Here is a 22,362-nt window from a genome sequence, read left to right as displayed (position 1 = left end):
TCCCCGCACTCGGCGCCACGCGACGGGCGCCACGCGACGGGCGTCGGGCGTCGGGCGTCGGGCGCCGGCGTCGGGCGCCGTGCGTCGGACGTCGATGTCGGAGTCCGGGAGGCTTCAACCGAACGGCGCGGACGTCTCCACCGCCGCCGCCCGCAGGGCGTCGGAGAGCAGCGCCGCCGGCTCCGCCAAGGGGCCGGGGAGGCGGGCCAGCAGCAGGCGGCGCTGCTCCTGCGGGCCGCCCCGCACGGGAAGGACGCGGACCCCGGGCGGCACCGCCCCGGCCAGCGACGCCGGGATCGTGGTCAGCCCGAAACCCTCGGCCACCAGGGCGAGTTTGGCCAGCCAGTCGCGGACGGTGTGGACGATCTCGGGCCGCTCGTCCAGGCCCGGCCACACCCCCATCAGCTGGTCCTCGCCCGCGCGCGGCGCCGCGATCCACCGCTGACCGCGCAGGTCGACGATGTCGACCCCCTCACCCCGGGCGAGGGGGTGGCCGGCGGGCAGGGCCAGCAGGAGCGGCCGTTCGGTGAGCGTGCGCAGCGCCAGAGCGGGTGCCTCGCTGTCGGGTGGCCGGAAGGGCGGCGCCGACGCCAGCAGGGCGAGGTCGACGGTGCCCGCCCGTACCGCCCGGACCAGCGCCGGAGTGCTGCCCTCGCGGGTGACGACGGTGACCGCCGGGTGGCTGCGGCTCAGCGCGGCCAGCGCTCTCGGCACCAGCAGGGCGCCGGCGCTGGCGAACCAGCCGAGCCGTACCGTGGCCGGCCGGTCCGGCATGCCCGCCAGCTCCCTGGCCCCGGCGTCCACTTCGGCGACGACGGCGACGGCCCGGCGCAGCACCACGTGGCCGGCGGGCGTCAGCCGCACTCCGGACGGATGGCGCTCCAGCAGCGGCGCGCCGGCCGCCCGCTCCAGGGCGGCGATCTGGCGTGAGACGGCGGACTGGGTGTAGCCGAGGACGGCGGCGGCCGCGGTGAGGGTGCCGCGCTCCGCGACCTCCCGGAACACCCGGAGCGCGGTGAGCGAGGCGTCAGCGAGGGTCATGAGGTATACGCATACCAGGTCTGATCATCTCTCGCTGGCGGCATGGCCCGCGTCCTGCCTAGCCTGGACGTGCCCGGACCGCCCCGGCGGGCGGCTGCCTCCCCCCACGGGGGCTCCGGCGTCCCTTCCGTTCCGCGTACCGGCCGGGACCGCCACCCGTGAGGTGCGCCCTCCGGCCACCGCTCATCCGTCGAGAACTCCACGACAGAAGGCAGGCCCCGATGTCCACAGCGTCCACCCCGTCCGGTCGGCCCGGCTCGCACACGCCCGCCACCCAGGCCGCCGGAACCGCCGCCTCCACCGCGCCGGCCGCCGCCGGTGCGCCGGCACCTAGGGTCGCGCTGGTCACGGGCGCCACCCAGGGTCTCGGACTGGCGCTGGCCGAGGGGCTCGCCGAGCGCCTCGGCCCGCAGGACACCGTCTACCTCACCGGCCGCGACCCCGGCCGGACCGCCGACGCGGTGGCCGCGCTCCCCGCCGGGGGCGCGCGGGTGCGCGCCGAGGTCCTGGACGTCACGGACCCGGCCGCGCCGGCCCGGCTGGCCGCCGTCCTGCGCGAGCGGCACGGCGGCGTGGACGTGGTGGTCGGCAACGCCGTGATGCGGGTGGGCCCGGACGACGACCCGCGCGAGGTCGTGGCGCCCTACACCGAGGTCAACAACTTCGGCACCACCCGCCTGCTGCGCGCCTTCACCCCACTGCTCCGCGACGGCGGCCGGTTCCTGGTCGTCGCCAGCTCCCTGGGCCGACTGCACTACCTGGCGCCGGTGCTGCACGACCGGTTCGACGGCCTGACGTCGCTGGACGCGGTGGACGCCGCTGTGGCGGCGTGGCGCGACGAGGTCAGGGACGGCAGCGCGCGGGCGGGCGCCTGGCCCGGTTTCGTGAACATCCCGTCCAAGATCGGTCAGGTGGCGGCGGTGCGGGCGCTGGCCGGGCAGCGGCGCGAGGAGGACGCGAGGCGCGGCATCCTGCTGGCCTCGGTGTGCCCGGGGATGATGAACACCCCGACCTCCGCGCTGTGGTGGGACGTCAGCGGCGCCCCGACTGCGGCGCAGGCGGCCGTTGCGCTGCTGGCCCTGGCACTCGGCCCGGTCGACCCGGCGCACTACGGCGAACTGGTCCGCGACGGCGAGGTCCTGCCGTGGGCGCCGTGACATGCGGCGCACCGCACGACTCCGCCCCTCCGGCGCGCCCCGGCGGCCGGTTTCCGTCGCGGCGCCACGCGATTCCGCCCCTCGGCGCCACCTCCCCGGGGGCCGCACCTCCTGCCCGCCGGTTCCGGCGGCCCCGCGCCGCTCGCCTCGGGGCCGCCCGGACGGTCCGACGTACCGTCACACGTCCCAGGTGCGGCGCAGGTCGGCGAAGAAGCCGTGGAAGCCGGGGAACGTCTTCTTCACACAGCCCGGGTCGTCCAGGGTGGTACCCGGAGTGCGCAGGGCCGCGACCGAGAAGCTCATCGCGATGCGGTGGTCGGCATGGCAGGCGATCTCCACCGGCTTGGGGGTGCCGGGGTGGATCTCGATCCAGTCCCGGCCGGTCTCCACCCGGATGCCCTGCGCGCGCAGGTTCTGCGCGCAGGCGTCGAGCCGGTCGCACTCCTTGACCCGGGTGTTGTAGACGTCCTCGATGCGCACCGGCCCGTCCGCGAAGGGGGCGATCGCGGCGAGGGTGGGCATCGTGTCGGAGATGTCGCGCATGTTCACCGTCACCCCGGACAGCCGGCCGGTGCCGGTGACGGTGGTGGCGTCGGCGGTGGTCTCCACCTCGGCGCCCATCCGCCGCAGCACGTCGACGAACGCGAGGTCGCCCTGGAGGGCGCCGCTGCCGAGGCCCGGCACCGTGGCGGTGCGCCCGCTCAGCGCGGCGGCGGCGAAGACATAGCTGGCGGTGGAGGCGTCCGGCTCGATGGGGTAGTCCCGTGCCTGGTAGGTGGCGGACGGCACGACGAAGGTGTCGCCCTCCCGGACGACCTCGACGCCGAAGGCGCGCATCATCGCCAGCGTGATCTCGACGTAGGGCACGGAGACGATGCCCGTGACCCGGATGCGCAGCCCCTCGGCGGTGAGCGGCGCGGCCAGCAGCAGCGCGGTCAGGAACTGCGAGGACAGGCTGGCGTCGAGCTCGATCTCGCCGCCGTCGATGCCGCTGGCGGCGATACGCAGGGGCAGGTGACCGGACTCACCCTCGTAGGCGAGGTCCACGCCCAGGGTGCGCAGCGCCTCGGTGAGCGGGGCGACGGGGCGGCGGCGCATCTGGGCCGAGGCGTCGAACCGGAAGTCGCCGTGGCCGGCGGCGGCCAGGGCGGGCAGGAACCGGGCGGCGGTGGCGGCGTCCCGCGCGTAGACCTCGGCGGAGGCGCTGGCCGGCCCCTGCGGGCGGCCGGTGATCCGCCACTCCTCCGGCGCCCGCTCCACCGCGTATCCGAGGACGGTCAGTGCCTCGGCGAAGCCCTCGGTGTCGTCCGAGACCAGCGGACGGCGCAGGGTCGTCACCCCTTCCGCGGCCGCCGCGAGGAACAGGGCGCGGGCGGTGACGGACTTCGAGCCGGGGACGGCGATGACGGTCACGGGTTTCTCCTGGTCGTGCCGGGCGGGGACCCGCCGCGGGGCTCCCGTCCCCGCCCTCGGATTCTACGGGTGCCCGCATCCGGCCCTCTCCGCCTCACCAGCTCACGGGCAGCTCACGCACCCCCCGCATCAGGAACCCGCCGCGCCACTCCAGCCGGCCGGGCTGAAGGACGAGGCCGGGCGCGCGGGCGAGCAGCGAGGCGAAGGCGACGTGCGCCTCCAGGCGGGCCAGCGGAGCGCCCAGGCAGTAGTGGATGCCGTGGCCGAAGGCGAGGTGGGAGCGCTGCTGGCGGCGGATGTCGAACGTGTCCGGTTCGGGCAGACCCCGGCTGCCGTCACGGTCGGCCGAGGCGAGGCCCACCAGCACGGTCTCCCCCGCCGCGATCCTGCGACCGCCGAGCTCCAGCGGCTCCCGGGCCAGCCGCCAGGTGGCGATCTCCACCGGGCCGTCCCACCGCAGCATCTCCTCGATCGCCCCGTCCAGCAGCGACAGGTCGGCGCGCAGGGCGGCGAGCTGCTCCGGGTGGCGCAGCAGCGCGAGGGTGCCGTTGGCGATCAGGTTGACGGTGGTCTCGTGGCCGGCCACCAGCAGCAGGAAGGCCATGCCGACCAGTTCGGCGGAGGAGAGCGCGTCGCCGTTCTCGTCGCGCGCCCGGATCAGGCCGCTCAGCAGGTCGTCGCCGGGGCCGCCGCACCGCTTGTCCTCGATCAGCTCGGCCAGGTAGGCGCCCATCTGCCGCTCGGCGAACTCGACCTGCCCCGCGTCCGCGTTGCCGACGATGGCCTGGGACCAGCCGCGGAACCGCTCCCGGTCCAGGTCGGGGACGCCGAGGAGTTCGCAGATCACCGTCATCGGCAGCGGGAAGGCCAGCGACTCCACGAGGTCCGCGCGCCCGCGCGGCAGCATCTCGTCCAGCAGGCGGTCGGTGACCTCCTGGACGCGAGGGCGCAGCGCGGCGATGCGGCGCGAGGTGAACTCCCTTGCCACCAGCTTGCGCAGGCGGGTGTGGCGTGGCGGGTCGGACTCCAGCATGTTGTGGCCGACGCTTCTGACCCCGGCCTCGCCCTCCGGCAGCCACTGCTTGCCCAGGCGCGGGTCGGCGAGGGCCGCGCGGGCTTCCTCGTATCCCACGACGAGCCAGACGCCGTCGACGTCCGGCAGCCGGACGTAGTGCACCGGGCCCGACTCCCGCAGCCGCGCGTAGACCGGGTACGGGTCGCGGACGAACTCCACGCCGGGCTCGGTGAGATCGATGATCTCCTTGATCGCCATCGCTCTTCCCCCAACCGCATCGCGGGGCCCTGCTCCCGGCCCCGCCTCCTGCCGTCTCCAACGCCGCCCCTCCCCAGGGCGTTCCCGGATTCCACCACTCCGCACCTTTTCACCCGTTCGGCCGAACAGTTCAGGCCGACGCCCGACTTCGGCCTGACGGCTCATCAGATGACAGTCCGTCACCGCGAAGCGGCGGCCGGAGGCGTTGGGGCAGGTCGTCGTCGGCCGGGGTCCATGGCCGCGGCCGCCGTACACGGGAAGGACCCGTCAGGGGGTGGTGGCGAGGCGGTCGAGGAGTTCGGTGACGCGCTTCATGACCGTCTCCCGGTCGCCGGCCGTGAGGACGGGCCCCATGCCGACGGCCACCGCGCCCGCGGCGATCCAGTCGGGCGCCTCGGCGACGGTGATGCCGCCCACGGGCAGCAGCGGTGCCTGCGGGAGCACCGTGCGGACGTCGGCGAGCCAGCCGGGGGTGAAGGCGGAGGCCGGGTAGAGGGTGAGGGCGTCGGCGCCCAGCTCCATCGCGCGGACCGCCTCGGTGGGCGTGGCGACGCCGGGGAAGACCGGCACGCCGTGGCGGTGGCCGACGCGCAGCACCTCCTCGTCCAGGGTGGGCGAGAGCAGGAACCGCGCGCCGGCGTCGACGGCCATCCGGGCGGAGGGCCCGTCGAGGACGGTGCCGGCGCCGACGACGGCGTCGTCGCCGACCTCGCCGACCAGGGTGGTGACCACTTCCAGGGCGAACGGCGTGCTGAGGGAGATCTCCAAGGTGGTCAGCCCGGCCGCGAGCAGGAGCTCGGCGGTGGCGGCGGCCTGGTCGTAGCTCTGGCTGCGGATCGTGGCGAGAACCCGCTGGGCCAGGACGGAGCGGGTGATCTCCCAGCGGTACACGGTCGCGGGTCCACCTTCCTTGCGGTCGCCGGGCGGACACGGGCTGCCCGGCACAGTGTGAGCGTGCTCAGACGCTACGGGAGCGTGCTCAGACGCTACTGCCGGGCGGCGGCGCCCCGCCCGGCGGCCGGGACAGCTGTCATCGCACCGTGACATGGCAGGAGCATCCGCCCCGGTCCGGGCCCGGCGCATCACGGTGCCCGGCGTGCCGCGGAGACCGGCGCCGTCAGCCGATGTTGGTCGAGAAGAGGCCGCCGGTGGGGCCCTGCTTGTCCCCTCCCTGCGCCTTCTTCAGGGCGTTGGCCAGGCCCTCGATGGTCAGCGACTGGAGGATGACCCGCCCGTTGCCCTCCAGGGTGGCCAGGGACAGGCCCTCGCCGCCGAAGACCGCGTTCATGATCCCCTGGCGGTTGAGGCCGCCGATGCGCTGCACGCCGTACTGGATGCCCTCCTCGAAGGCGACGATGCAGCCGGTGTCCACCTCGATGCGGCCGCCGAAGTCGGCCGGGTTGAGGTCGATGAAGTTGCCCGCGCCGGCGATGATCACGGTGCCGGTGCCGGTGAACTTCTCCAGGATGAAGCCCTCGCCGCCGCTCATGCCCTGCCGGGCGCCGGCGAAGGCGATGCCGAAGCGGACGGAGTCCTCGGCGGCCACGAAGGCGTCCTTCTCGGCGAACCAGGCCCGCGATCCGTCGAGCTCCAGGGCGCGCATCTCCCCCGGGAGCACCCCGGCGAAGCCGACCGTGCCCTCGCCGCCGGAGGCGGTGAAGTACTGGAAGGCCAGCGACTCGCCGGCCAGGACGCGCTGCCCGACCTGCATCGCGGTGCCCATCGCCTGCCGCAGGAAGCCGCCCATGCCGCCGCCCTGGCCACCCGCTCCACCCTGCTGGCCGGCGCCGCTGCCGCCCAGCCGGGTCTCCATGGCGACGTTGGCCGTCTTGAACAGGAACTTCCCCGCCTCGCAGTAAACGGTCTGGCCGGGCTGGAGCGTGCACACGGCCATCTGCATGGCGTTGCCGACGATCTGTTGCTGGAGGGTCACCGAGGGCTCCTGGGACGGGCGGGGTCGTACGGGGTTGGCTGGTACCGGTCTGCCGGCGCCCTTGCCCGGCTGGGCCGCTTCCCGACGGTCCGGGCGCCTTCGGGGCATCCGGGCACGTTCGGCCACGTTCAGGCGGGTCCGGGCGTTTCGCGGGCGTTTGCGGCGCGCGCGGCGGCCGGGTGGTGCCGTGGGCACCGCACGGTCAACGTACCGCCCGGGCCGTTCGGTTCCACCGGGGGGCGGCGGGGCCCTCCTGGACGCCCGGCCGGGCCTGGACCTGCGGCACCGCCGCGTGCTCGCCGCCGGTGTCCAGGAAGCGGGCCAGCGGCAGGGTGGCGGCACCGACGGTGACGGCGTCGGCACCCAGCCGCCCCAGCTCGATCGAGGTCTGGGCGCTGGGGTGGCGCAGGGCGTACGCGGCGGCGGCCTCGCGGACGGCGGGCAGCAGCCGGGGGCCGAGGAGCAGGCCGGCCCAGCCGCCGATCACGATCCGCTCGGGGTTGAAGAGGTTGACCAGGTCGGCGATGCCCGCGCCCAGGTACTCGGCGGCCTCGGTGAGCAGCGCGGCGGCCTGCTCGTCATGGTCGGCGGCGGCCAGCATCGCGGCCAGGCCGGCCTCCTCGCTGGCCCCCTCGGGCGCCGGCTGCCACCGCCCGAGCAGCGCCTCGGCCCCCACGTACGCCTCCAGGCAGCCGCGCGAGCCGCACCGGCAGGTGCGTCCGCCGACCCGCAGGGTGGTGTGACCCCACTCACCCGCGCTGCTGGTGGCGCCGTGGTAGGGCTTGCCGTCGGCGACCACGCAGGCGCCGACGCCGGAGCCGATCAGCGCGATGACCACGCTGTCGGCCCCGCGGCCGCCGCCGAACCACATCTCGGCCTGGCCGAGCGTCTTGGCACCGTTGTCGATGAAGAGCGGCAGGCCGGTGCCCTCGCGCAGCAGCCGGCCGAGCGGCACGGCGTCCCAGCCGATGGTCTGGCCGTGCACCACGATGCCGACGCCCTCTCCGGGCACGGCGTCGCCCTGCTCGACGATACCGGGCACGCCGATGCCGACGCCCAGCACCTCGCGGTCGTCCACGCCGGCCTCGCGCACCACCGTGCGGATGCCGTCGAGCACCAGCCCCACGACGTGGTCGACGTCGTGGCCGCCGTCCGACAACGGCAGGTCGTCGGCGGCTCGTTCGGTCAGCGCCAGGTCGAACAGCTCGACCCGCGCCCGGGTTTCGCCGACGTCCACGCCGACAACGTACCCGTAGCCGGGGGCGACCTGCAGCAGGGTACGCGGCCGTCCGCCGTCGGACTCGACCGCGCCGGCCTCCTCCACCATGCCGTCGGCGAGCAGTTCACCCACCACGTTGCTGATCGAGCCGGCGCTGAGTCCGGTGTCACGACCCAACTCTTGCCTGCTGAGGGGACCTTCGAAGTACAGATGCCGCAGAAGCGACGCACGGTTGCCGCGCCGCAGGTCACGCACGGTCCGTCTGCCCCGTTCCGCCATCCCTTGCTCCCTCCTGGCTGGCTCCGCCGGAATCTATCGCTGCGCGGGGGCTTGACGCCATCTTTTCTCACAAGTTAAATCACGGCCTGAATTAAGGCACATGCGCTGTTCACTTCCCGAACGATCCCACCCTGAGAGGGAACCGTTATGCGCACCAACAGACTCCTCGCGGCCACCGCCCTCGTGGCCGCGCTCGGCCTGGCCGCCACCGCCTGCGGCGGCGGGTCCGACGACAGCGACGGCAGCAGCAAGAACGGCGGCAGCACCAAGGGCGTCACGCTCACCTACTGGGCGAGCAACCAGGGCGCCAGCCTGGACGTCGACAAGCAGGTGCTGACGCCGGAGCTGAAGAAGTTCCAGCAGCAGACCGGCATCACCGTCAAGCTGGAGGTCATCGGCTGGGCGGACCTGCTCAACCGCATCCTGGCGGCGACCACTTCCGGCCAGGGGCCGGACGTCCTCAACATCGGCAACACCTGGTCCGCCTCCCTCCAGGCGACCGGCGCCCTGCTGCCGTGGGACAGCTCCAACTTCTCGGCCATCGGCGGCAAGGACCGCTTCTCCGCGGCGTCCATCGCGGCGGCCGGCGCGGCGGGCAAGGACCCGGCCGCGGTGCCGCTGTACTCGATGGGCTACGGCCTCTACTACAACAAGAAGATGTTCGCCGACGCCGGCCTCCAGCCCCCCACCACCTGGGACGAGTTGAACGCCGACGCCAAGAAGCTCACCACCGGCGGCCACTACGGCATCGCCGTCGAGGGCTCCAACCTCCAGGAGAACGTGCACAGCGCGTTCGTGCTGGCCAAGCAGCACGGCGCGGACTGGTTCGACGCCTCCGGCAAGCCGACCTTCACCTCGGCCGGCGACGTGGCGGCGGTGAAGCAGTACGTCGACTTCATCGCCGACGGCGTGGCCGACAAGGGCAACGCCGAGTACGCGCAGAACCAGACCATCACGGACTTCGCCACCGGCAAGGCCGCGATGATGATGTGGCAGACCGCGTCGAGCACGATCCTCACGCACGGCATGAAGTCCGGCGACTACGGCGTCGTCCCCGTCCCGACGCTGACCGCCGGCGCCACCGGCGCCACGGGCGTCACCTCCATGGTGGCCGGCATCAACCTCTCGGTGTTCCAGAACACCAAGCACAAGGACGCCGCGCTGCAGTTCGTGAAGTTCATGACCAGCACGCCCGAGCAGAAGATCCTCAACAAGGCGTACGGCTCCATCCCGCCGGTGACCGAGGCGCAGAGCGACCCGGCCTTCCAGACGCCCGACCTGAAGACCATCGGCGGCGTGCTGCAGAAGTCCGCGGCCCCGCTGCCGCAGGTGACCAACGAGGCCCAGTTCGAGACGACGGTCGGTACCGCGATCAAGGACCTCTTCGCCGACGCCGCCAACGGGAAGTCCATAACGGACTCGCTGGTCAAGTCGGAGCTGGAGAAGGCCCAGTCGCAGATGCCGGCGTCCTGAGGCCCGGTTCTCCCCATGGCTGCCACCGCCCCTCCCAGGAGCGCCCCCGAGGCCGGTTCCGACAGCGGCAAGCCCGCTGGCCGGGGCCGGCTCCGGCCGCGTATCCCCGCCCGCCTGCGCCAGCTCAGCCTGCCCTACCTGCTGCTGCTGCCCGCCCTCGCGCTTGAACTCCTGATCCACATCGTGCCGATGATCGTCGGCATCGTGATCAGCTTCAAGGGCCTGACGCTCTTCTTCATCCGCAACTGGAAGAGCGCCCCCTGGACCGGATTCGACAACTACAAAGTCGCGGTCAAGATCCATCAGCCCATCGGCCAGGCGCTGCTGCACTCGTTCTGGGTGACGATCGCGTTCACGGTCCTGTCCGTGGCGTTCTCCTGGCTGATCGGCACCGCCGCCGCGATCCTCATGCAGGACACGTTCCGCGGCCGGGCCGTGCTGCGCGCCATCTTCCTGGTGCCGTACGCACTGCCCGTCTACGCGGCCGTGATCACCTGGACGTTCATGTTCCAGCAGGAAACCGGCCTGGTGAACCACGTCCTGCACGACCAGCTCCACCTCACCTCCGACAAGCCGTTCTGGCTGATCGGCGGCAACAGCTTCTGGGCGCTGGTCATCGTCTCGGTGTGGAAGTCCTGGCCGTTCGCCTTCCTGGCGCTGATGGCCGGCCTGCAGAACATCCCGCGCGAGCTGTACGAGGCCGCCGCCATGGACGGCGCCGGCGTCTGGCAGCAGATCCGCAAGATCACGCTCCCGTCGCTGCGCCCGGTCAACCAGGTGCTGGTCCTGGTGCTGTTCCTGTGGACCTTCAACGACTTCAACACGCCGTACGTGATGTTCGGCCAGGCCGCCCCGCACCAGGCCGACCTGATCTCGATCCACATCTACCAGTCGTCGTTCATCACCTGGAACTTCGGCAGCGGCTCGGCGATGTCCGTCCTGCTGCTGCTCTTCCTGCTCCTGGTGACGGCGGTCTACCTGCTCCTCACGTCCCGGAAGCGAGGCGACGCCGATGCCTAGGATCCCCTCGCAGCGGTCTCCGATGGCGCAGCCGCGGTCCTTCGTCTGGACCCGGCGGGTGGTGCTGACCCTGCTGCTGGCCTTCGTGCTGGTGCCGGTCTACGTGATGCTCAGCTCGTCGATGAAGAACCTCCAGGACGTGCAGGGCTCCTTCCAGTGGATACCCCACCACCTGACGCTGCGCCCGTACGTCGACATCTGGAAGACGATCCCGCTCGCGCACTACTTCGTGAACTCGCTGATCGTCTCGGTCAGCGCGACCCTCTTCTCGGTGGCGGTGGCGATCTTCGCCTCCTACGGCGTCAGCCGGTACCGCTTCCCGGGACGGCGGCTGTTCACGGTGACGGTGCTGTCGACGCAGATGTTCCCGGGCATCCTCTTCCTGCTGCCGCTGTACCTGATCTTCGTCAACATCGGCAACTCCACGGGCATCACGCTCAACGGCAGCCGGCTCGGCCTGATCATCACCTACCTGACCTTCTCGCTGCCGTTCTCGATCTGGATGCTGGTCGGCTACTTCGACTCGATCCCGCGGGACCTGGACGAGGCGGCGAAGGTCGACGGGTGCGGGCCGATGGGGGCGCTCTTCCGTGTCGTCGTGCCGGCCGCCGTCCCCGGCATCGTCGCGGTGTGCGTCTACGCCTTCATGACCGCCTGGGGTGAAGTGCTCTTCGCCTCCGTCATGACCAACCAGTCCACCCGCACACTGGCCGTGGGCCTGCGCGAGTACGCCACCCAGAACGACGTCTACTGGAACCAGGTCATGGCCGCGTCCCTCGTGGTGAGCGTGCCGGTCGTCGCCGGGTTCCTGCTCCTCCAGCGTTACCTCGTCGCCGGCCTCACCGCCGGTGCCGTCAAGTGACCTCACCGAAAGGTTAGTTGTGAACGACCTGAGCGCTCTGCCGGCCGACTTCGTCTGGGGTGCGGCCACCTCCGCGTACCAGATCGAGGGCGCGGTGGACGAGGACGGCCGGACCCCGTCCATCTGGGACACCTTCTCCCACACCCCCGGGATGGTCGACAACGGCGACACCGGCGACACCGCCTGCGACCACTACCACCGGTGGCCCGAGGACCTCGAACTCATGAAGTCCCTGGGCCTGGACGGCTACCGGTTCTCCATCGCCTGGCCGCGCGTCCTCCCGCAGGGCTCCGGCCCGGTGAACCCGGCCGGCCTGGCCTTCTACGACCGGCTGGTGGACTCGCTGCTGGAGGCGGGGATCACCCCCAACGCCACCATCTACCACTGGGACCTGCCGCAGGCCCTCCAGGACAAGGGCGGCTGGCCCGAGCGGGAGACGGCGGAGCGGTACGGCGAGTACGCGGCCGTGGTCGCGGGCGCGCTGGGCGACCGGGTCAAGGACTGGGCGACGTTCAACGAGCCGCTGTGCTCGGCGTGGATCGGCCACCTGGAGGGCCGGATGGCGCCGGGCTGGACGGACCTGACCGCGGCCGTGCGCACCTCCGTCCACCTGCACGTCGGCCACGGGCTGGCCGTCCAGGCGCTGCGCGCGGCCCACTCCGACCTGCGCATCGGCATCGTCAACAACCTCAGCCCCTGCGTGCCGGCCACCGACCGCGAGGAGGACGTCGCCGCCGCCCGCCGCGCCGACGGCCACACCAACCGCTGGTGGCTGGACCCGGTCTTCGGGCGCGGCTACCCGCAGGACATGGTGGAGGTCTACGGCGTCGACCTGCCGCTCAAGGACGGCGACCTGGAGTCGATCTCCGCCCCGCTGGACTGGGTCGGGCTCAACTACTACTTCCCGCAGACCATCGTCGACGACCCGACCGGCCCCGCGCCCTACGCCAAGATGGCGTACCTGCCGGACCTGCCGCGCACGGCGATGGACTGGGAGGTCAACGCCGACGGACTGGAGCAGCTGCTGGTCCGGCTGCACGAGGAGTACGCCGCGCCGCGCATCCTGATCACCGAGAACGGCTCGTCGTACCGCGACGTGGTCGGCCCCGACGGCCAGGTCCACGACCCGGAGCGCACCCAGTACCTGGAGGACCACCTCGCCGCCTGCGCCCGCGCGGCCGAGCGCGGCGTGCCGGTGGGCGGCTACTACTGCTGGTCGCTGATGGACAACTTCGAGTGGGCGTACGGCTACGACAAGCGCTTCGGCCTGGTCCACGTCGACTACGACACCCAGAAGCGGACCGTCAAGACCAGCGGGCGGCGCTACGCGGACCTGATCGCCGCGCACCGCCGCCGGGTGCGCCGGGCGGCCTGACCCGCGCATCCGCCCCCGGCCCCCGTGGCCGGGGCAGCGGCGTCACCCTCGGTTCGAGGGTGACGCCGCTTCACACGCCGGCGCCCGAGGCCGATCGAGGGTGCCGGCGTTCACGCGCCGCGCCGTCCGATCGAGCGTGCCGGCGCTTCACGCGCTCCCGCCGGCCGGCCGTCGGATGAGCCTGCCGGCGGGGCCCTCCCCCGGGGCCCGCGCCACCGGCGCCCCGTCCCGCGCGACCAGCCGGCCGCGCAGGTACGTCGCCCGGACCACCCCGCGCAGGGTGCGGCCAGCGTAGGCGGTGACCGGGTTGCGGTGGTGCAGTCGGGCCGGGTCCACGGTGAAGTCCGCGTCCGGGTCGAGCACGGCGAGATCGGCGTCCCGGCCGGGCGCGATGGCGCCCTTGCCGTCCATCCCCGCCAGCCGCGCCGGACCCTCGGCCATCCACCGGGCCACGTCGGCCAGGCCGTGGCCGCGGCGGCGCGCCTCCGTCCACACCGCGGGCAGACCGAGCTGGAGCGAGGAGATACCGCCCCAGGCGGCTCCGAAGTCCCCGCCGGGCGGGCGCTTCAACTCCACGGTGGCCGGGGAGTGGTCGGAGACCACGCAGTCGACCAGCCCGTCGGCCAGCGCCTGCCACAGCGCGTCCTGGTTGGCGGCCTCGCGTATCGGCGGGCAGCACTTGAACTCCGTGGCGCCGTCCGGGATCTGCTCGGCGGCCAGAGTGAGGAAGTGCGGGCAGGTCTCCGCCGTCACGGGCAGACCGGCGCGCCGGGCGTCGGCGAGCAGCGGCAGCACCGAGGCGGAGGACAGGTGCAGCACGTGCACGCGGGTTCCGAACTCGGCCGCCAGTTCCAGCAGTCCGGCCACGGCGCGCTCCTCGGCGGCGGGCGGCCGCGATGCGAGGAAGTCCGCGTAGGCCGGGCCGCGCGGGACGGGCGCCGCGCCGATCAGGGCCGGGTCCTCGGCGTGCACGATCAGCAGGCCGCCGAGGCGGGCGAGTTCGGCCATCACCCGCGCCAACTGGCCGTGTTCGAGGGGCGGGAACTCGGGCACACCGGAGTCCAGCAGGAAGCACTTGAACCCGAACACCCCCGCGTCGTAGAGGGCTTCGAGCTCGGCGGTGTTGCCGGGCACCGCGCCGCCCCAGAAGCCGGTGTCGGTGTGCACCCGGCCGCGGGCGGCGGCCCGCTTGACCTCCAGGTGGGCCGCGGTGGTGGTGGGCGGGAGGCTGTTGAGCGGCATGTCGACGAGGGTGGTCACACCGCCGGCCACGGCGGCCGCGGTGGCGGAGGCGAAGCCCTCCCACTCGGCCCGGCCCGGGTCGTTGACGTGCACGTGGGTGTCGACCAGGCCCGGCAGCAGCGCGTCCGTCCCGAGGTCCGTCACCCGCGCGCCCGGTGGCGGCGCCCCGTACGGCAGTACGGCCGCGATCGTCCCGTCCGCCACGACCACGACGGCCGGGCGCTCGCCCTCCGGGGTCACCACCCGTGTCGAGCGCAGCACCAGGTCCTCCGCCACCGCGGCCTCCTGCCCCCGTTCGCGAGCCCCGCGCCCGGCGCGCCGCCGGCGGTCCGGCCGCCCGCGGTCCGGCTGTCGGCGGCCGGCTGTCGGGGGACGCGTCTCCCGTCCGTCAACGCTCTGTTGACGGACATGGTGGTCAGCGTTCCCGGGACCGTCAAGGGCGTGGCGGGCCGGGTGGCCTGTCGAGCCGATGGATCGTCTGCTCGGCTCACGGGGAGCCGCCTTGCTGTCCGATCACCTCAACTGCGTTGCCCGGTAGCGTTGGTGGAGACGTCACACCCGCCGGACGGCGGGCAGAGGACAATCGGCGTGCTGGACGCCGTCGACATGGAGGTGCCGCAGTCGTGCTCGGGCAGGTGGAACGCGGAGGTGTGAGGCTCACCCTCACACGACGGGACGGTTCGGGCAGGCCGCTGCTGATCGTGCCGGGGGTCATGGCCGACGCCGCCGGATGGCAGCCGGTCGTGGACGCGCTCGGCGCGGCCGGAGCGGTCTACGTGCTGAACCGGCGCGGGCGCGAGCCCAGCGGCCCGCTCGGCCCCGGCTACTCGCTGCGCACCGAGATCGAGGACGTGGAGCTCGTTCTGGACGAGGTCGCCGCCGCCGAGGGCGCCGACCAGGGCGTGGACCTGTTCGGCTGGAGCTTCGGCGGCCTCCTCGCGCTGGAGGTGGCGGCGCGGCGTCCGGCGGCCGTCCGCTCGCTCACCCTCTACGAGCCGGTGGTGCGCCCCTTCGGCCGTGCCGCGCTCGCCGCCCTGGCCGAGGCGGACGCGACCGGCGACCTCGACCGCGCCGTGGAGATCGTGAACCGGGACGTGTCGGGGTTCTCCGCGGAGTACGTGGAGGAGCTGCGCCGGAGCCCCGTCTGGGAGGTCCTCAAGCCGCTTGCCGCGCCGCTGGCCCGGGAGCTGGCCGCGCTCGACGAACACCTCGTCGACCTGCGGACGTTCGACTCCCTCGACCTGCCCGTCACCCTCCTGCTCGGCGCCGTCAACGAGGGCCTCGCACCCTACGGCGAGGTGTTCGCCGAGTTCACCGCGGCACTGCCCCGCGCCCGCGTCGTCCTGATGCCCGGCCAGGGCCACCTCGCGCACGCCCAGGACCCGGGTGCCCTGGCCCGGCACCTGGACGAGGCGCTGAAGGAGGCGCGGGAAGCGGCGGCGCCGTCGGCGGCGGGTTCCGGGTCGCGGGCCGACGGGGCCCGGTCGGGGCCGGCGCCGGGGGCGACTCGCACGACGGCGCGGCGCGGTAGCGGCGGTACCGGCAGCGGCGGTAGCGGTAGCACCGGCCGGGGGGCGGTCGCGCTCGTCACCAGGGCAGCCGTCAGGCCGGATTCGGCGCGGCAGGCGGTGCGCCGTCCCGCGCGCGGCGGCGTGCGCGCCGAACGGCCGAACGCGGCACGGCAACGTCGTTCAGGGCGACACCGCCGCGGCGGCCGGTCTCACTTCGCGTTGCCGCTCAGGCCGTCCAGCGTGAGGTCGAGAAGGCGTTCGGCCTGGTCGCGCTGGTCGGGCTTCCCGGAGGCGAGGGCGATTCCGGTCAGCGCGGCGAACATGTCGGTCGCGCTGATGTCCGAGCGGATCGTCCCGGCGCTGGCACCGGCGGCCATGAGCGCGGTGAGCGCTTCCAGCATCAGCTCGCGGCTGTGCGCGTAGGGGTTGACGCCGGACTCGACGACCGCCCGAAGGGCCTCGGCCATGCCCAGCTTGGCGGTGGCGTAGTCGATGAAGCGCCCCATCCAGTCGCGTAGGGCCTCGCGCGGCGGCAGGTCCGCCAGCAGCCTCGGGGCCGCGTCGCACAGCCGGGCGAGTTCGTTGCGGTAGGCGGCCTCGATGAGGAGTTCCCGGGTGGGGAAGTTCCGGTAGAGGGTGGCCGTGCCCACGCCCGCCTCCTTGGCGATGTGCTCAAGGTGGGCGTCGAGTCCCTGTTCCGCGAAGACGCGTGACGCGGTGGACAGGATCTTGTCCCGGTTCCGCTGGGCGTCGGCTCTCAGCGGACGCCCTGTGCCCGTACTCATGGATGGATCTCCCGTCGTCCCGACTTGCTAAGTGGAGCCACCTCCACTTACAGTTCCAGTGAAGCGGAGGCGCCTCCAGTTCCCACTGTAGGGCAGCGGCGCCTACCGCCGCCTCCTGAAGAGAAGCACCCTCTCACCTCCGACCTGTGGCCGCCGACGAGCGGGACCCGACCGACGCGTCCGGCCTCAGCGCCTTCGTGACTCCAGGTGCCCCATCACTCACCTTTCGTATCTTTCGTACCTGATCTGCGGTCTGTCGCGAAGAGACAGGGCCCGGACAGGACTTCCCGTAGGAGAAGAAGAGACATGACTCTCGCACTCGAAGGCAAGGTCGCCGTCGTCACCGGCGGAGCGTCCGGGGTCGGCCTGGGCATCGCCCAGGAGTTCGTGGACCAGGGCGCGACCGTCGTCATCACCGATCTGCGGCAGGACCAGATCGACGCGGCGGTCGCCGCGATCGGGCCGAAGGCGTCCGGTGTGGTCGCCGACGTCTCGAAGCTCGCGGACATGAAGGCGATGTACGCCGAGGTCATCGCCCGGCACGGACGGCTCGACACGGTGGTGGCCAACGCCGGTATCGGGGCCCACGCCCCCCTCGAAGCCATCACCGAGGAGGAGTTCGACCGGACCTTCGACGTCAACGTCAAGGGCGTCCTGTTCACCGTGCAGCCGGCCGTCCCGCTGCTGCCCAGCGGCGGAACCATCACCGTCATCGGATCGACGGCCTCGATCCAGCCCCCGCGCGGGATGAGCATGTACGCCGGCGCGAAGGCCGCGGTGCGCAACTGCGTCCGGGTCTGGATCCAGGACGTCAAGGGCTCCGGCATCAGGATCAACGTCCTGAGCCCGGGCGCGGTCGACACCGAGTCCCTGCGGCGCGCGCTGGCCATGGCGCAGGGCGCCGACGCGGTCGACGCCGCGGTCAGGGCCATGGGGGAGGGCAACCCGACCGGCCGGATCGCGGCCCCCCGCGAGATGGGCAAGGCCGCGGCCTTCCTCGCCAGCGACGCCTCCAGCTTCGTCACCGGCGTGGAGCTCTTCGTCGACGGAGGCATGGCCCAGGTCTGAGCCCACCGCCGGGCGGCCGTGCCCGGACTGGGATGCGGGCCGGCCGGGGGCGTATCCGGTGGTACCGCCAGGTACGCCCCCGGCCCCACCCCTTGGCCGCGGCCACGGCCCCACCCGTCTCGCGGGCCGAGGTCCCCGTCGGCGGCACCCGCGAGAACCAGCCGCCGTACGACGGCGCAACATCCCGCGCCTGAGCCGGACTTCCGGCAGGCACCCCCTTGGACCCGGGCGCCGTGCCCGGGTCCAAGGCCGTCCGCGCCGGCGGAACGCACCGCCCTCACGCGCCACCCTCACGCGGCGGCGCCTCCGCCGGCCCGGTTCGGCCCCCGCGTCCCCCTTCACCCTTCAACCTCATCGGCCCTCACACCGGAACAGGACCACAGCAATGCCCTCTTCCTCCCCGTCCCCCACCCACGCCCGGCCGCCGGCCGCGCGTCGCGGGAGCCGGGCCCCTCGGCCCGCCGGCAGCGGCCGGACGCCCATCGGCATCGCCGTCGTGCTCGTCGCACAGCTGATGCTGACCCTCGACACCACCATCGTGAACGTCGCCCTGCCCAGGATCAGCACGGACCTCGGGTTCGGCCCGTCGTCCCTGTCGTGGGTCCTCAACGCCTACACCCTGGCCTTCGGCGGACTGCTGCTCCTGGGCGGACGGCTCGGGGACACCTTCGGACGGCTGCGGGTCTTCGAGATCGGCCTCGCCGTCTTCACCGCCTCCTCCCTCCTCGGCGGCCTCGCGCAGTCCCCGGCGTCGCTGATCGCGGCCCGGGCGGCCCAGGGCGTCGGCGCGGCCCTGGCGGCGCCGGGTGTCCTGGCCCTGGTCACCACCAGCGCCCGTGACGAAGCGGGCAGGAACCGCGCGCTGGCTCTCTTCTCAGCCGTCGGCGTCGGCGGCGGCACGCTGGGGCTGGTGCTCGGCGGCCTGGTCACCGAGTACGGCTCGTGGCGCTGGACCATGTTCGTCAACGTCCCGATCGGCGTCGCCGTCCTCGCCTCGGCCCGGCGGTTCGTCACCGAGACCCCCCGGAACCGGGGCCGCTTCGACGTGGTCGGCGCCGTCGCCGCGACCGGAGCGGCGGTGGCGGTGGTCTGGTCGCTGATCGGAGCCCCCGACCACGGCTGGACGTCTCCGCGGACCATCGGCGGACTGGCGGCGGGCGCCGTGCTCCTGGCCGTGCTGGCCGTGACCGAGGGCCGCGTCGCGCACCCCCTCCTCCGCCCGGACCTGCTCCGCAGCGGGCGCAGGATCGGCGGCCTGGTGATCGTCACCCTGGTCTTCGGGTCCCAGATCTCGACGTTCTTCCTGGTCGTCCAGTACGTCCAGCAGGTACTCGACCTCACTCCGCTCAAGGCCGGCCTGGCGTTCCTGCCGATGACCGTCGGCATCTTCGCCCTCTCCCGCGTCACCCCCCGGCTGGTGGGACGCTTCGGACAGGCGCCCCTCCTCGTACTCGGCACGATCGGTCTGACCGGCAGCTTCGCCTGGCTCAGCGACCTCGGCACCTCCAGCGGCTACTTCCCGGCCGTCTTCGGCCCGCTGCTGCTCAACGGAGTCTCGGCCGGACTGACCTTCATGCCCGCGGCCTCCCTGGTCGTCGGCGGTGTCAGGCCCGAGCACGCCGGCTCCGCCTCGGGCCTGCTCCAGACCACCCAGCAGCTCGGCGGCGCCATCGGGCTCGCCGTGGTCGTCTCGGTCTACGCCGCGGGCGCGGAACCCGGCGAATTCGTACCCGGTGCCCGCGCCGCGTTCCTGACCACGGCCGCGTTCACCCTCACGGCGTTCGTCGTCACCGTGCTCACCCTGCTCCCTACCCGGCGGCGCGCAGCGGCACAGGGCGCCTGAGCCGGCGGGCGGTCATGACCGGCGTACCGAAGGCGGGCCGATCCCGACCGGGCGGGCGGGTCAGGGGGCATCCGGCCGAAGCAGGCCAGGCGGTCCGGGCACACGGGTCCGGACCGTCCGGCTGTCCGGCCGCCCATGGGCGGCGCCCCGGCCCGGTGCGGGTCGGGGCTCCGGCGGTGGAGGGGGCCGGCCGGCGAGGCTCAGCGGGAGGCCGGTCCGGGCAGCGGGTCCAGCACCCTCGGCGGGGCCAGCCGCTCCACGGCCCGCCGCAGCCGTTCCAGCGGCTCGGCGAGCGCGCTGATCGACCCGACGGCCGCGGCCACCAGCAGGAGGAGATGGTGCATCCGTTCGGCGTCCACGCCATGCACCCCGTCCGTCCCATCCACCCCGGCCGCCCTGTCCGCCGGGCTCAGCGGCCTCCCGGCGGCCTCCGCCTCGGCCTCGCGGGCCAGGGCCGCCAGCGCGTCCTCGGCCACCGCGCGGTCCGGCTGGCCCGGCGGGTGCACGAGCAGGGCGCGGCCGAGCCGCTGCACCGCCTCGCGCAGCTCCTGCGCCGGTCCGCCCGCACCGGACGTTCCGCTGCGCTCACCATCGAGCACGTACGACTCCCCCACGTACTTCCCATCCCTGCTCTGCCTTGCCCTACGGCGACTCGGTCAAGTCCGCCCCGGGGAAGGTCAGTCAACGCCAAGGCGCGGCGTCCGCGCCAGCCGGTCCGCTGAATTGGCGGGGAAATCCACACTCCTCCCCGTCACGGACCCGCCACCGGGACTCCCCGACTCCCGACCACTGCCCACCGGGTCTTCGGCTCCCTGCCCTTCCGCGGGCGGACCGCTGCCACCAGGGGAGGGCGCGGGTGTCGACTCCGTCTGCCACACCGTCAGATCCAGCACGGCCGTCGGCGTGCCACCCTGCACAGATGATAGCTGACGGATCGTCACCATGGCGGTGAGGGTACCGTCCGAGCTCAGCACGCAGACCCGCGACCCCTCGGCGAGGACCGTGCCGGGTATCCGCAGCACCCGCTGCGCCTGCGCGGCCTGGCACGCGGCCCGGCTGTCGGGGGTGCCGACCGGGCGGGTGCCGACCAGCACCAGGGCGTGCCGGTCGTCCACGGCGAACGCGCTGCCGTCCGGGGTGAGCCCGAAGTCGCCGTTGTAGGTACCGGACCGCAGGGTCGGCGGTGAGGTGCCGAGAGCCAGCGCGTCCCCTGCGGGCAGCCGCATCCCGGCGTAGGCCGCGCTGTCGTTCCGCGAGGGCGCGGCGCCGCTCCCGCCGGGCGTGCCGCCGGTGGGCGTACTGCCGGGGGGTGTGGGCACCCCGGCCACCGGCGACGTGTCGTCGCCGCCGCGGCCGAACACCACCGCGGCCGTGACGGTCACCGCGGCCAGCGCGACCACCGCCACCACGCCGGCCGCGCTCCGCCGCCGCCTGGGCAGCGGCAGCGGGACGTGCACGTAGGGCGCGCGCGGCCACTGCTGGGGGTGCCGCAGGAAGCCACCGGGAGGCTGTCCGGGCACGCCGGGCGCCGGGTTTCCGAGTGCCGGGTTGCCGGGCGCCTGATGCGGGCCCGGACCGCCCGGCGCGACCGGGAGCAGCGGGGCCGCGGGCGGCGCCGGTGCGGCCCCGGCGGGTGCGGGCGTGCCCGGGAGCGAGGCGGGCGGCGGGATGGTGGCGAGGACCGCGGTCATCAGCGCCGGCGGCAGCCAGGAGGACGGCGCGGACTTGGGCGCCGCCTGGCCGCACATCGTGAGGATCTGGGCGGTCGACGGCCGCAGCCCCGGGTCCTTGATCAGGCATCGGGTGACGATCTCCCGCAGCTCGCCCGGGAGTTCGTTCAGGTCGGGCTCGGCCTGCTGGACCCGTGAGCCGTCACCGAAGGGCGCTCGGCCGATCGAGGCGTAAGCGGCTATCTGGCCCAGCGCGAAGACGTCCGTGGCCGGGGTGGCCGGACGCCCCGCCGCCTGTTCCGGGGACCGGAACGCGACGGCCTCACAGCGGCATTCGCCAGATCCCTCCACCCAGCCCGGACCCTCCCCCGCGCCGGAACCCGAGCCGGAACCCGAGCCGGAACCCGAATCCAGGCCAGAACTCGGGCTGGGGCCAGAACTCGGCTGCGCACCGGCGCCGTTGACTGACAGGCGCGAACCCGGCCCACCCACGCCGGAGTTGGGAACGGCCTGGCCGGACGCTGTCGCGCCGGGCCGTGCGCCGCCCTGGCGGCCTCCCTTCCCGACCGGTGCCTCCAACGTGAAGTCGCCGTCGCCGTGTTCGGCGACGGAGGCCCCTTCGGCCACCACCCCCGTCCCCGGCGCCGCCTCGGTCAGCCACGCCAGGCCGTGCGCCTTGAGCCGCGGTCCGTCCTGCGCGAGCAGCACGTGTGCCGGTCGCAGCCCGCCGTGCACGCCGCCGGCGTGGTGCACGGCCTGGAGCGCCTGGGCGAGCCCGGCGACCAGCCGCAGCACCACCCCGGTGGGCAGCGGCCCGCCGCCCGCCACCGCCGCCCGAAGCGGAAGCGCGGGCACGTACGGGGTGGCCGTCCAGTAGCGGTCACCCTCCCTGCCGCTGCCGAGGACCGGCACCGCGTGGGGTTCGCACACCTGCCCGGCGGCCTGGGCGGCGTGGTGGAAGCGGGCGGCGAAGTCAGGTCCGGCGTCCGGCCCGGGGGTGTGGACGGTGAGCGCCACGGGCTGCCCACCGGGCGTGTAGGCCAGGAAGGTGACGTGGCGAGGGCCCGACCCCAGGCGCGCGGTGACACGGTGTCCGGCGACGACGGCCGGGTCGCACTCGGCGACCGGTCCGAAGAGCGGCCCCCGGAAGAAGACCGGCCCGGCGTGCGCTGCGGCCATCAGTCCCCGCTCCTCACCT

Annotated in this window: 17 protein-coding genes and 1 pseudogene; 8 read left to right on the top strand and 10 right to left on the bottom strand. The window is 73.7% G+C overall.

What is annotated here, in order from left to right; genetic code table 11:
- Positions 1–114: 114 nt before the first annotated feature.
- Positions 115–1,041, bottom strand: a complete 927-nt coding sequence (locus tag BS72_RS08815) for a LysR family transcriptional regulator (RefSeq protein WP_037908471.1) — start codon at positions 1,039–1,041, stop codon at positions 115–117.
- Between the two features lie 221 nt (positions 1,042–1,262).
- On the opposite strand from BS72_RS08815, the gene BS72_RS08810 reads away from it, so the two are divergent.
- Positions 1,263–2,198: an SDR family NAD(P)-dependent oxidoreductase gene (locus tag BS72_RS08810; protein WP_078901170.1), complete on the top strand. Its 936-nt coding sequence runs from the start codon at positions 1,263–1,265 to the stop codon at positions 2,196–2,198.
- Positions 2,199–2,375: 177 nt separating this feature from the next.
- Here BS72_RS08810 and aroA read toward each other — a convergent pair whose 3' ends face one another.
- From aroA to BS72_RS08785, 5 genes are all read right to left on the bottom strand, one after another.
- The gene (aroA, locus tag BS72_RS08805; protein ID WP_037908469.1) at positions 2,376–3,611 is read right to left on the bottom strand and encodes a 3-phosphoshikimate 1-carboxyvinyltransferase; all 1,236 of its coding nucleotides are present in this window, start codon (positions 3,609–3,611) and stop codon (positions 2,376–2,378) included.
- Positions 3,612–3,705: 94 nt separating this feature from the next.
- The gene (locus tag BS72_RS08800) at positions 3,706–4,884 is read right to left on the bottom strand and encodes a cytochrome P450 family protein (RefSeq protein ID WP_198545826.1); all 1,179 of its coding nucleotides are present in this window, start codon (positions 4,882–4,884) and stop codon (positions 3,706–3,708) included.
- A gap of 267 nt (positions 4,885–5,151) precedes the next feature.
- Positions 5,152–5,775, bottom strand: a complete 624-nt coding sequence (locus tag BS72_RS08795; RefSeq protein ID WP_037908467.1) for a bifunctional 4-hydroxy-2-oxoglutarate aldolase/2-dehydro-3-deoxy-phosphogluconate aldolase — start codon at positions 5,773–5,775, stop codon at positions 5,152–5,154.
- A gap of 226 nt (positions 5,776–6,001) precedes the next feature.
- Complete coding sequence (locus BS72_RS08790; RefSeq protein WP_078901169.1) at positions 6,002–6,817, bottom strand: AIM24 family protein; 816 nt, start codon at positions 6,815–6,817, stop codon at positions 6,002–6,004.
- Between the two features lie 202 nt (positions 6,818–7,019).
- On the bottom strand, positions 7,020–8,315 hold the full coding sequence (locus BS72_RS08785; RefSeq protein ID WP_037908465.1) for an ROK family transcriptional regulator: 1,296 nt from the start codon (positions 8,313–8,315) through the stop codon (positions 7,020–7,022).
- A gap of 147 nt (positions 8,316–8,462) precedes the next feature.
- Between BS72_RS08785 and BS72_RS08780 the strand changes: the two genes are divergently transcribed.
- From BS72_RS08780 to BS72_RS08765, 4 genes are read left to right on the top strand one after another with little or no spacing between them, the layout of a single operon-like run.
- Positions 8,463–9,788 (top strand): ABC transporter substrate-binding protein, encoded by a 1,326-nt coding sequence (locus BS72_RS08780; RefSeq protein WP_037908463.1) that lies wholly within the window; start codon positions 8,463–8,465, stop codon positions 9,786–9,788.
- Positions 9,789–9,803: 15 nt separating this feature from the next.
- Complete coding sequence (locus BS72_RS08775) at positions 9,804–10,808, top strand: carbohydrate ABC transporter permease (protein WP_037908461.1); 1,005 nt, start codon at positions 9,804–9,806, stop codon at positions 10,806–10,808.
- Positions 10,801–11,670 carry a carbohydrate ABC transporter permease gene (locus BS72_RS08770; protein WP_078901168.1) on the top strand — a complete coding sequence of 290 codons (870 nt, stop codon included), beginning with the start codon at positions 10,801–10,803 and terminating at the stop codon, positions 11,668–11,670. The genes BS72_RS08775 and BS72_RS08770 overlap by 8 nt, the downstream gene beginning before the upstream one ends.
- A gap of 19 nt (positions 11,671–11,689) precedes the next feature.
- Entirely contained in the window at positions 11,690–13,045 is a 1,356-nt protein-coding gene (locus BS72_RS08765) for a GH1 family beta-glucosidase (RefSeq protein ID WP_037908456.1), read from the top strand.
- Between the two features lie 147 nt (positions 13,046–13,192).
- Here the strand turns inward: BS72_RS08765 and allB are convergent, their stop codons facing one another.
- Positions 13,193–14,563, bottom strand: coding sequence for an allantoinase AllB (gene allB / locus BS72_RS08760; protein ID WP_037908454.1), 1,371 nt, complete (start codon positions 14,561–14,563; stop codon positions 13,193–13,195).
- Between allB and BS72_RS39480 the strand changes: the two are divergent.
- Positions 14,533–15,657 (top strand): annotated as a pseudogene (locus BS72_RS39480) (alpha/beta fold hydrolase); the annotation flags it as partial. The gene allB and the pseudogene BS72_RS39480 sit on opposite strands and share 31 nt — an antisense overlap.
- Before the next feature lie 350 nt (positions 15,658–16,007).
- On the opposite strand, the gene BS72_RS33825 reads toward BS72_RS39480, so the two are convergent.
- Positions 16,008–16,583, bottom strand: a complete 576-nt coding sequence (locus BS72_RS33825; protein ID WP_037908451.1) for a TetR/AcrR family transcriptional regulator — start codon at positions 16,581–16,583, stop codon at positions 16,008–16,010.
- Between the two features lie 306 nt (positions 16,584–16,889).
- Here BS72_RS33825 and BS72_RS08745 point away from each other — a divergent pair, with 306 nt between their 5' ends.
- Positions 16,890–17,651 carry an SDR family NAD(P)-dependent oxidoreductase gene (locus tag BS72_RS08745; RefSeq protein ID WP_037908448.1) on the top strand — a complete coding sequence of 254 codons (762 nt, stop codon included), beginning with the start codon at positions 16,890–16,892 and terminating at the stop codon, positions 17,649–17,651.
- A gap of 496 nt (positions 17,652–18,147) precedes the next feature.
- Positions 18,148–19,494, top strand: coding sequence for an MFS transporter (locus BS72_RS08740; protein WP_198545824.1), 1,347 nt, complete (start codon positions 18,148–18,150; stop codon positions 19,492–19,494).
- A gap of 200 nt (positions 19,495–19,694) precedes the next feature.
- Here BS72_RS08740 and BS72_RS08735 read toward each other — a convergent pair whose 3' ends face one another.
- Both BS72_RS08735 and BS72_RS36385 read right to left on the bottom strand, forming a co-directional pair.
- Complete coding sequence (locus BS72_RS08735) at positions 19,695–20,108, bottom strand: DUF5955 family protein (RefSeq protein WP_322942165.1); 414 nt, start codon at positions 20,106–20,108, stop codon at positions 19,695–19,697.
- A 63-nt stretch (positions 20,109–20,171) separates the two neighbouring features.
- Positions 20,172–22,343, bottom strand: a complete 2,172-nt coding sequence (locus BS72_RS36385; RefSeq protein WP_037908446.1) for a serine/threonine protein kinase — start codon at positions 22,341–22,343, stop codon at positions 20,172–20,174.
- Between the last annotated feature and the right edge of the window lie 19 nt (positions 22,344–22,362).

The organism is Actinacidiphila yeochonensis CN732 (genome assembly GCF_000745345.1).
Lineage (GTDB): Bacteria > Actinomycetota > Actinomycetes > Streptomycetales > Streptomycetaceae > Actinacidiphila > Actinacidiphila yeochonensis.
This window is presented reverse-complemented; position numbering and strand designations above follow the sequence as displayed.

Coding starts and splice junctions, on each gene's coding strand:
- BS72_RS08745 (WP_037908448.1), top strand. CDS start 16,890: ATGACTCTCGCACTCGAAGGCAAGGTCGCCGTCGTCACCGGCGGAGCG.
- BS72_RS36385 (WP_037908446.1), bottom strand. CDS start 22,343: ATGGCCGCAGCGCACGCCGGGCCGGTCTTCTTCCGGGGGCCGCTCTTC.
- BS72_RS08785 (WP_037908465.1), bottom strand. CDS start 8,315: ATGGCGGAACGGGGCAGACGGACCGTGCGTGACCTGCGGCGCGGCAAC.
- BS72_RS08800 (WP_198545826.1), bottom strand. CDS start 4,884: ATGGCGATCAAGGAGATCATCGATCTCACCGAGCCCGGCGTGGAGTTC.
- BS72_RS08775 (WP_037908461.1), top strand. CDS start 9,804: ATGGCTGCCACCGCCCCTCCCAGGAGCGCCCCCGAGGCCGGTTCCGAC.
- BS72_RS08815 (WP_037908471.1), bottom strand. CDS start 1,041: ATGACCCTCGCTGACGCCTCGCTCACCGCGCTCCGGGTGTTCCGGGAG.
- BS72_RS08770 (WP_078901168.1), top strand. CDS start 10,801: ATGCCTAGGATCCCCTCGCAGCGGTCTCCGATGGCGCAGCCGCGGTCC.
- BS72_RS08780 (WP_037908463.1), top strand. CDS start 8,463: ATGCGCACCAACAGACTCCTCGCGGCCACCGCCCTCGTGGCCGCGCTC.
- BS72_RS33825 (WP_037908451.1), bottom strand. CDS start 16,583: ATGAGTACGGGCACAGGGCGTCCGCTGAGAGCCGACGCCCAGCGGAAC.
- BS72_RS08810 (WP_078901170.1), top strand. CDS start 1,263: ATGTCCACAGCGTCCACCCCGTCCGGTCGGCCCGGCTCGCACACGCCC.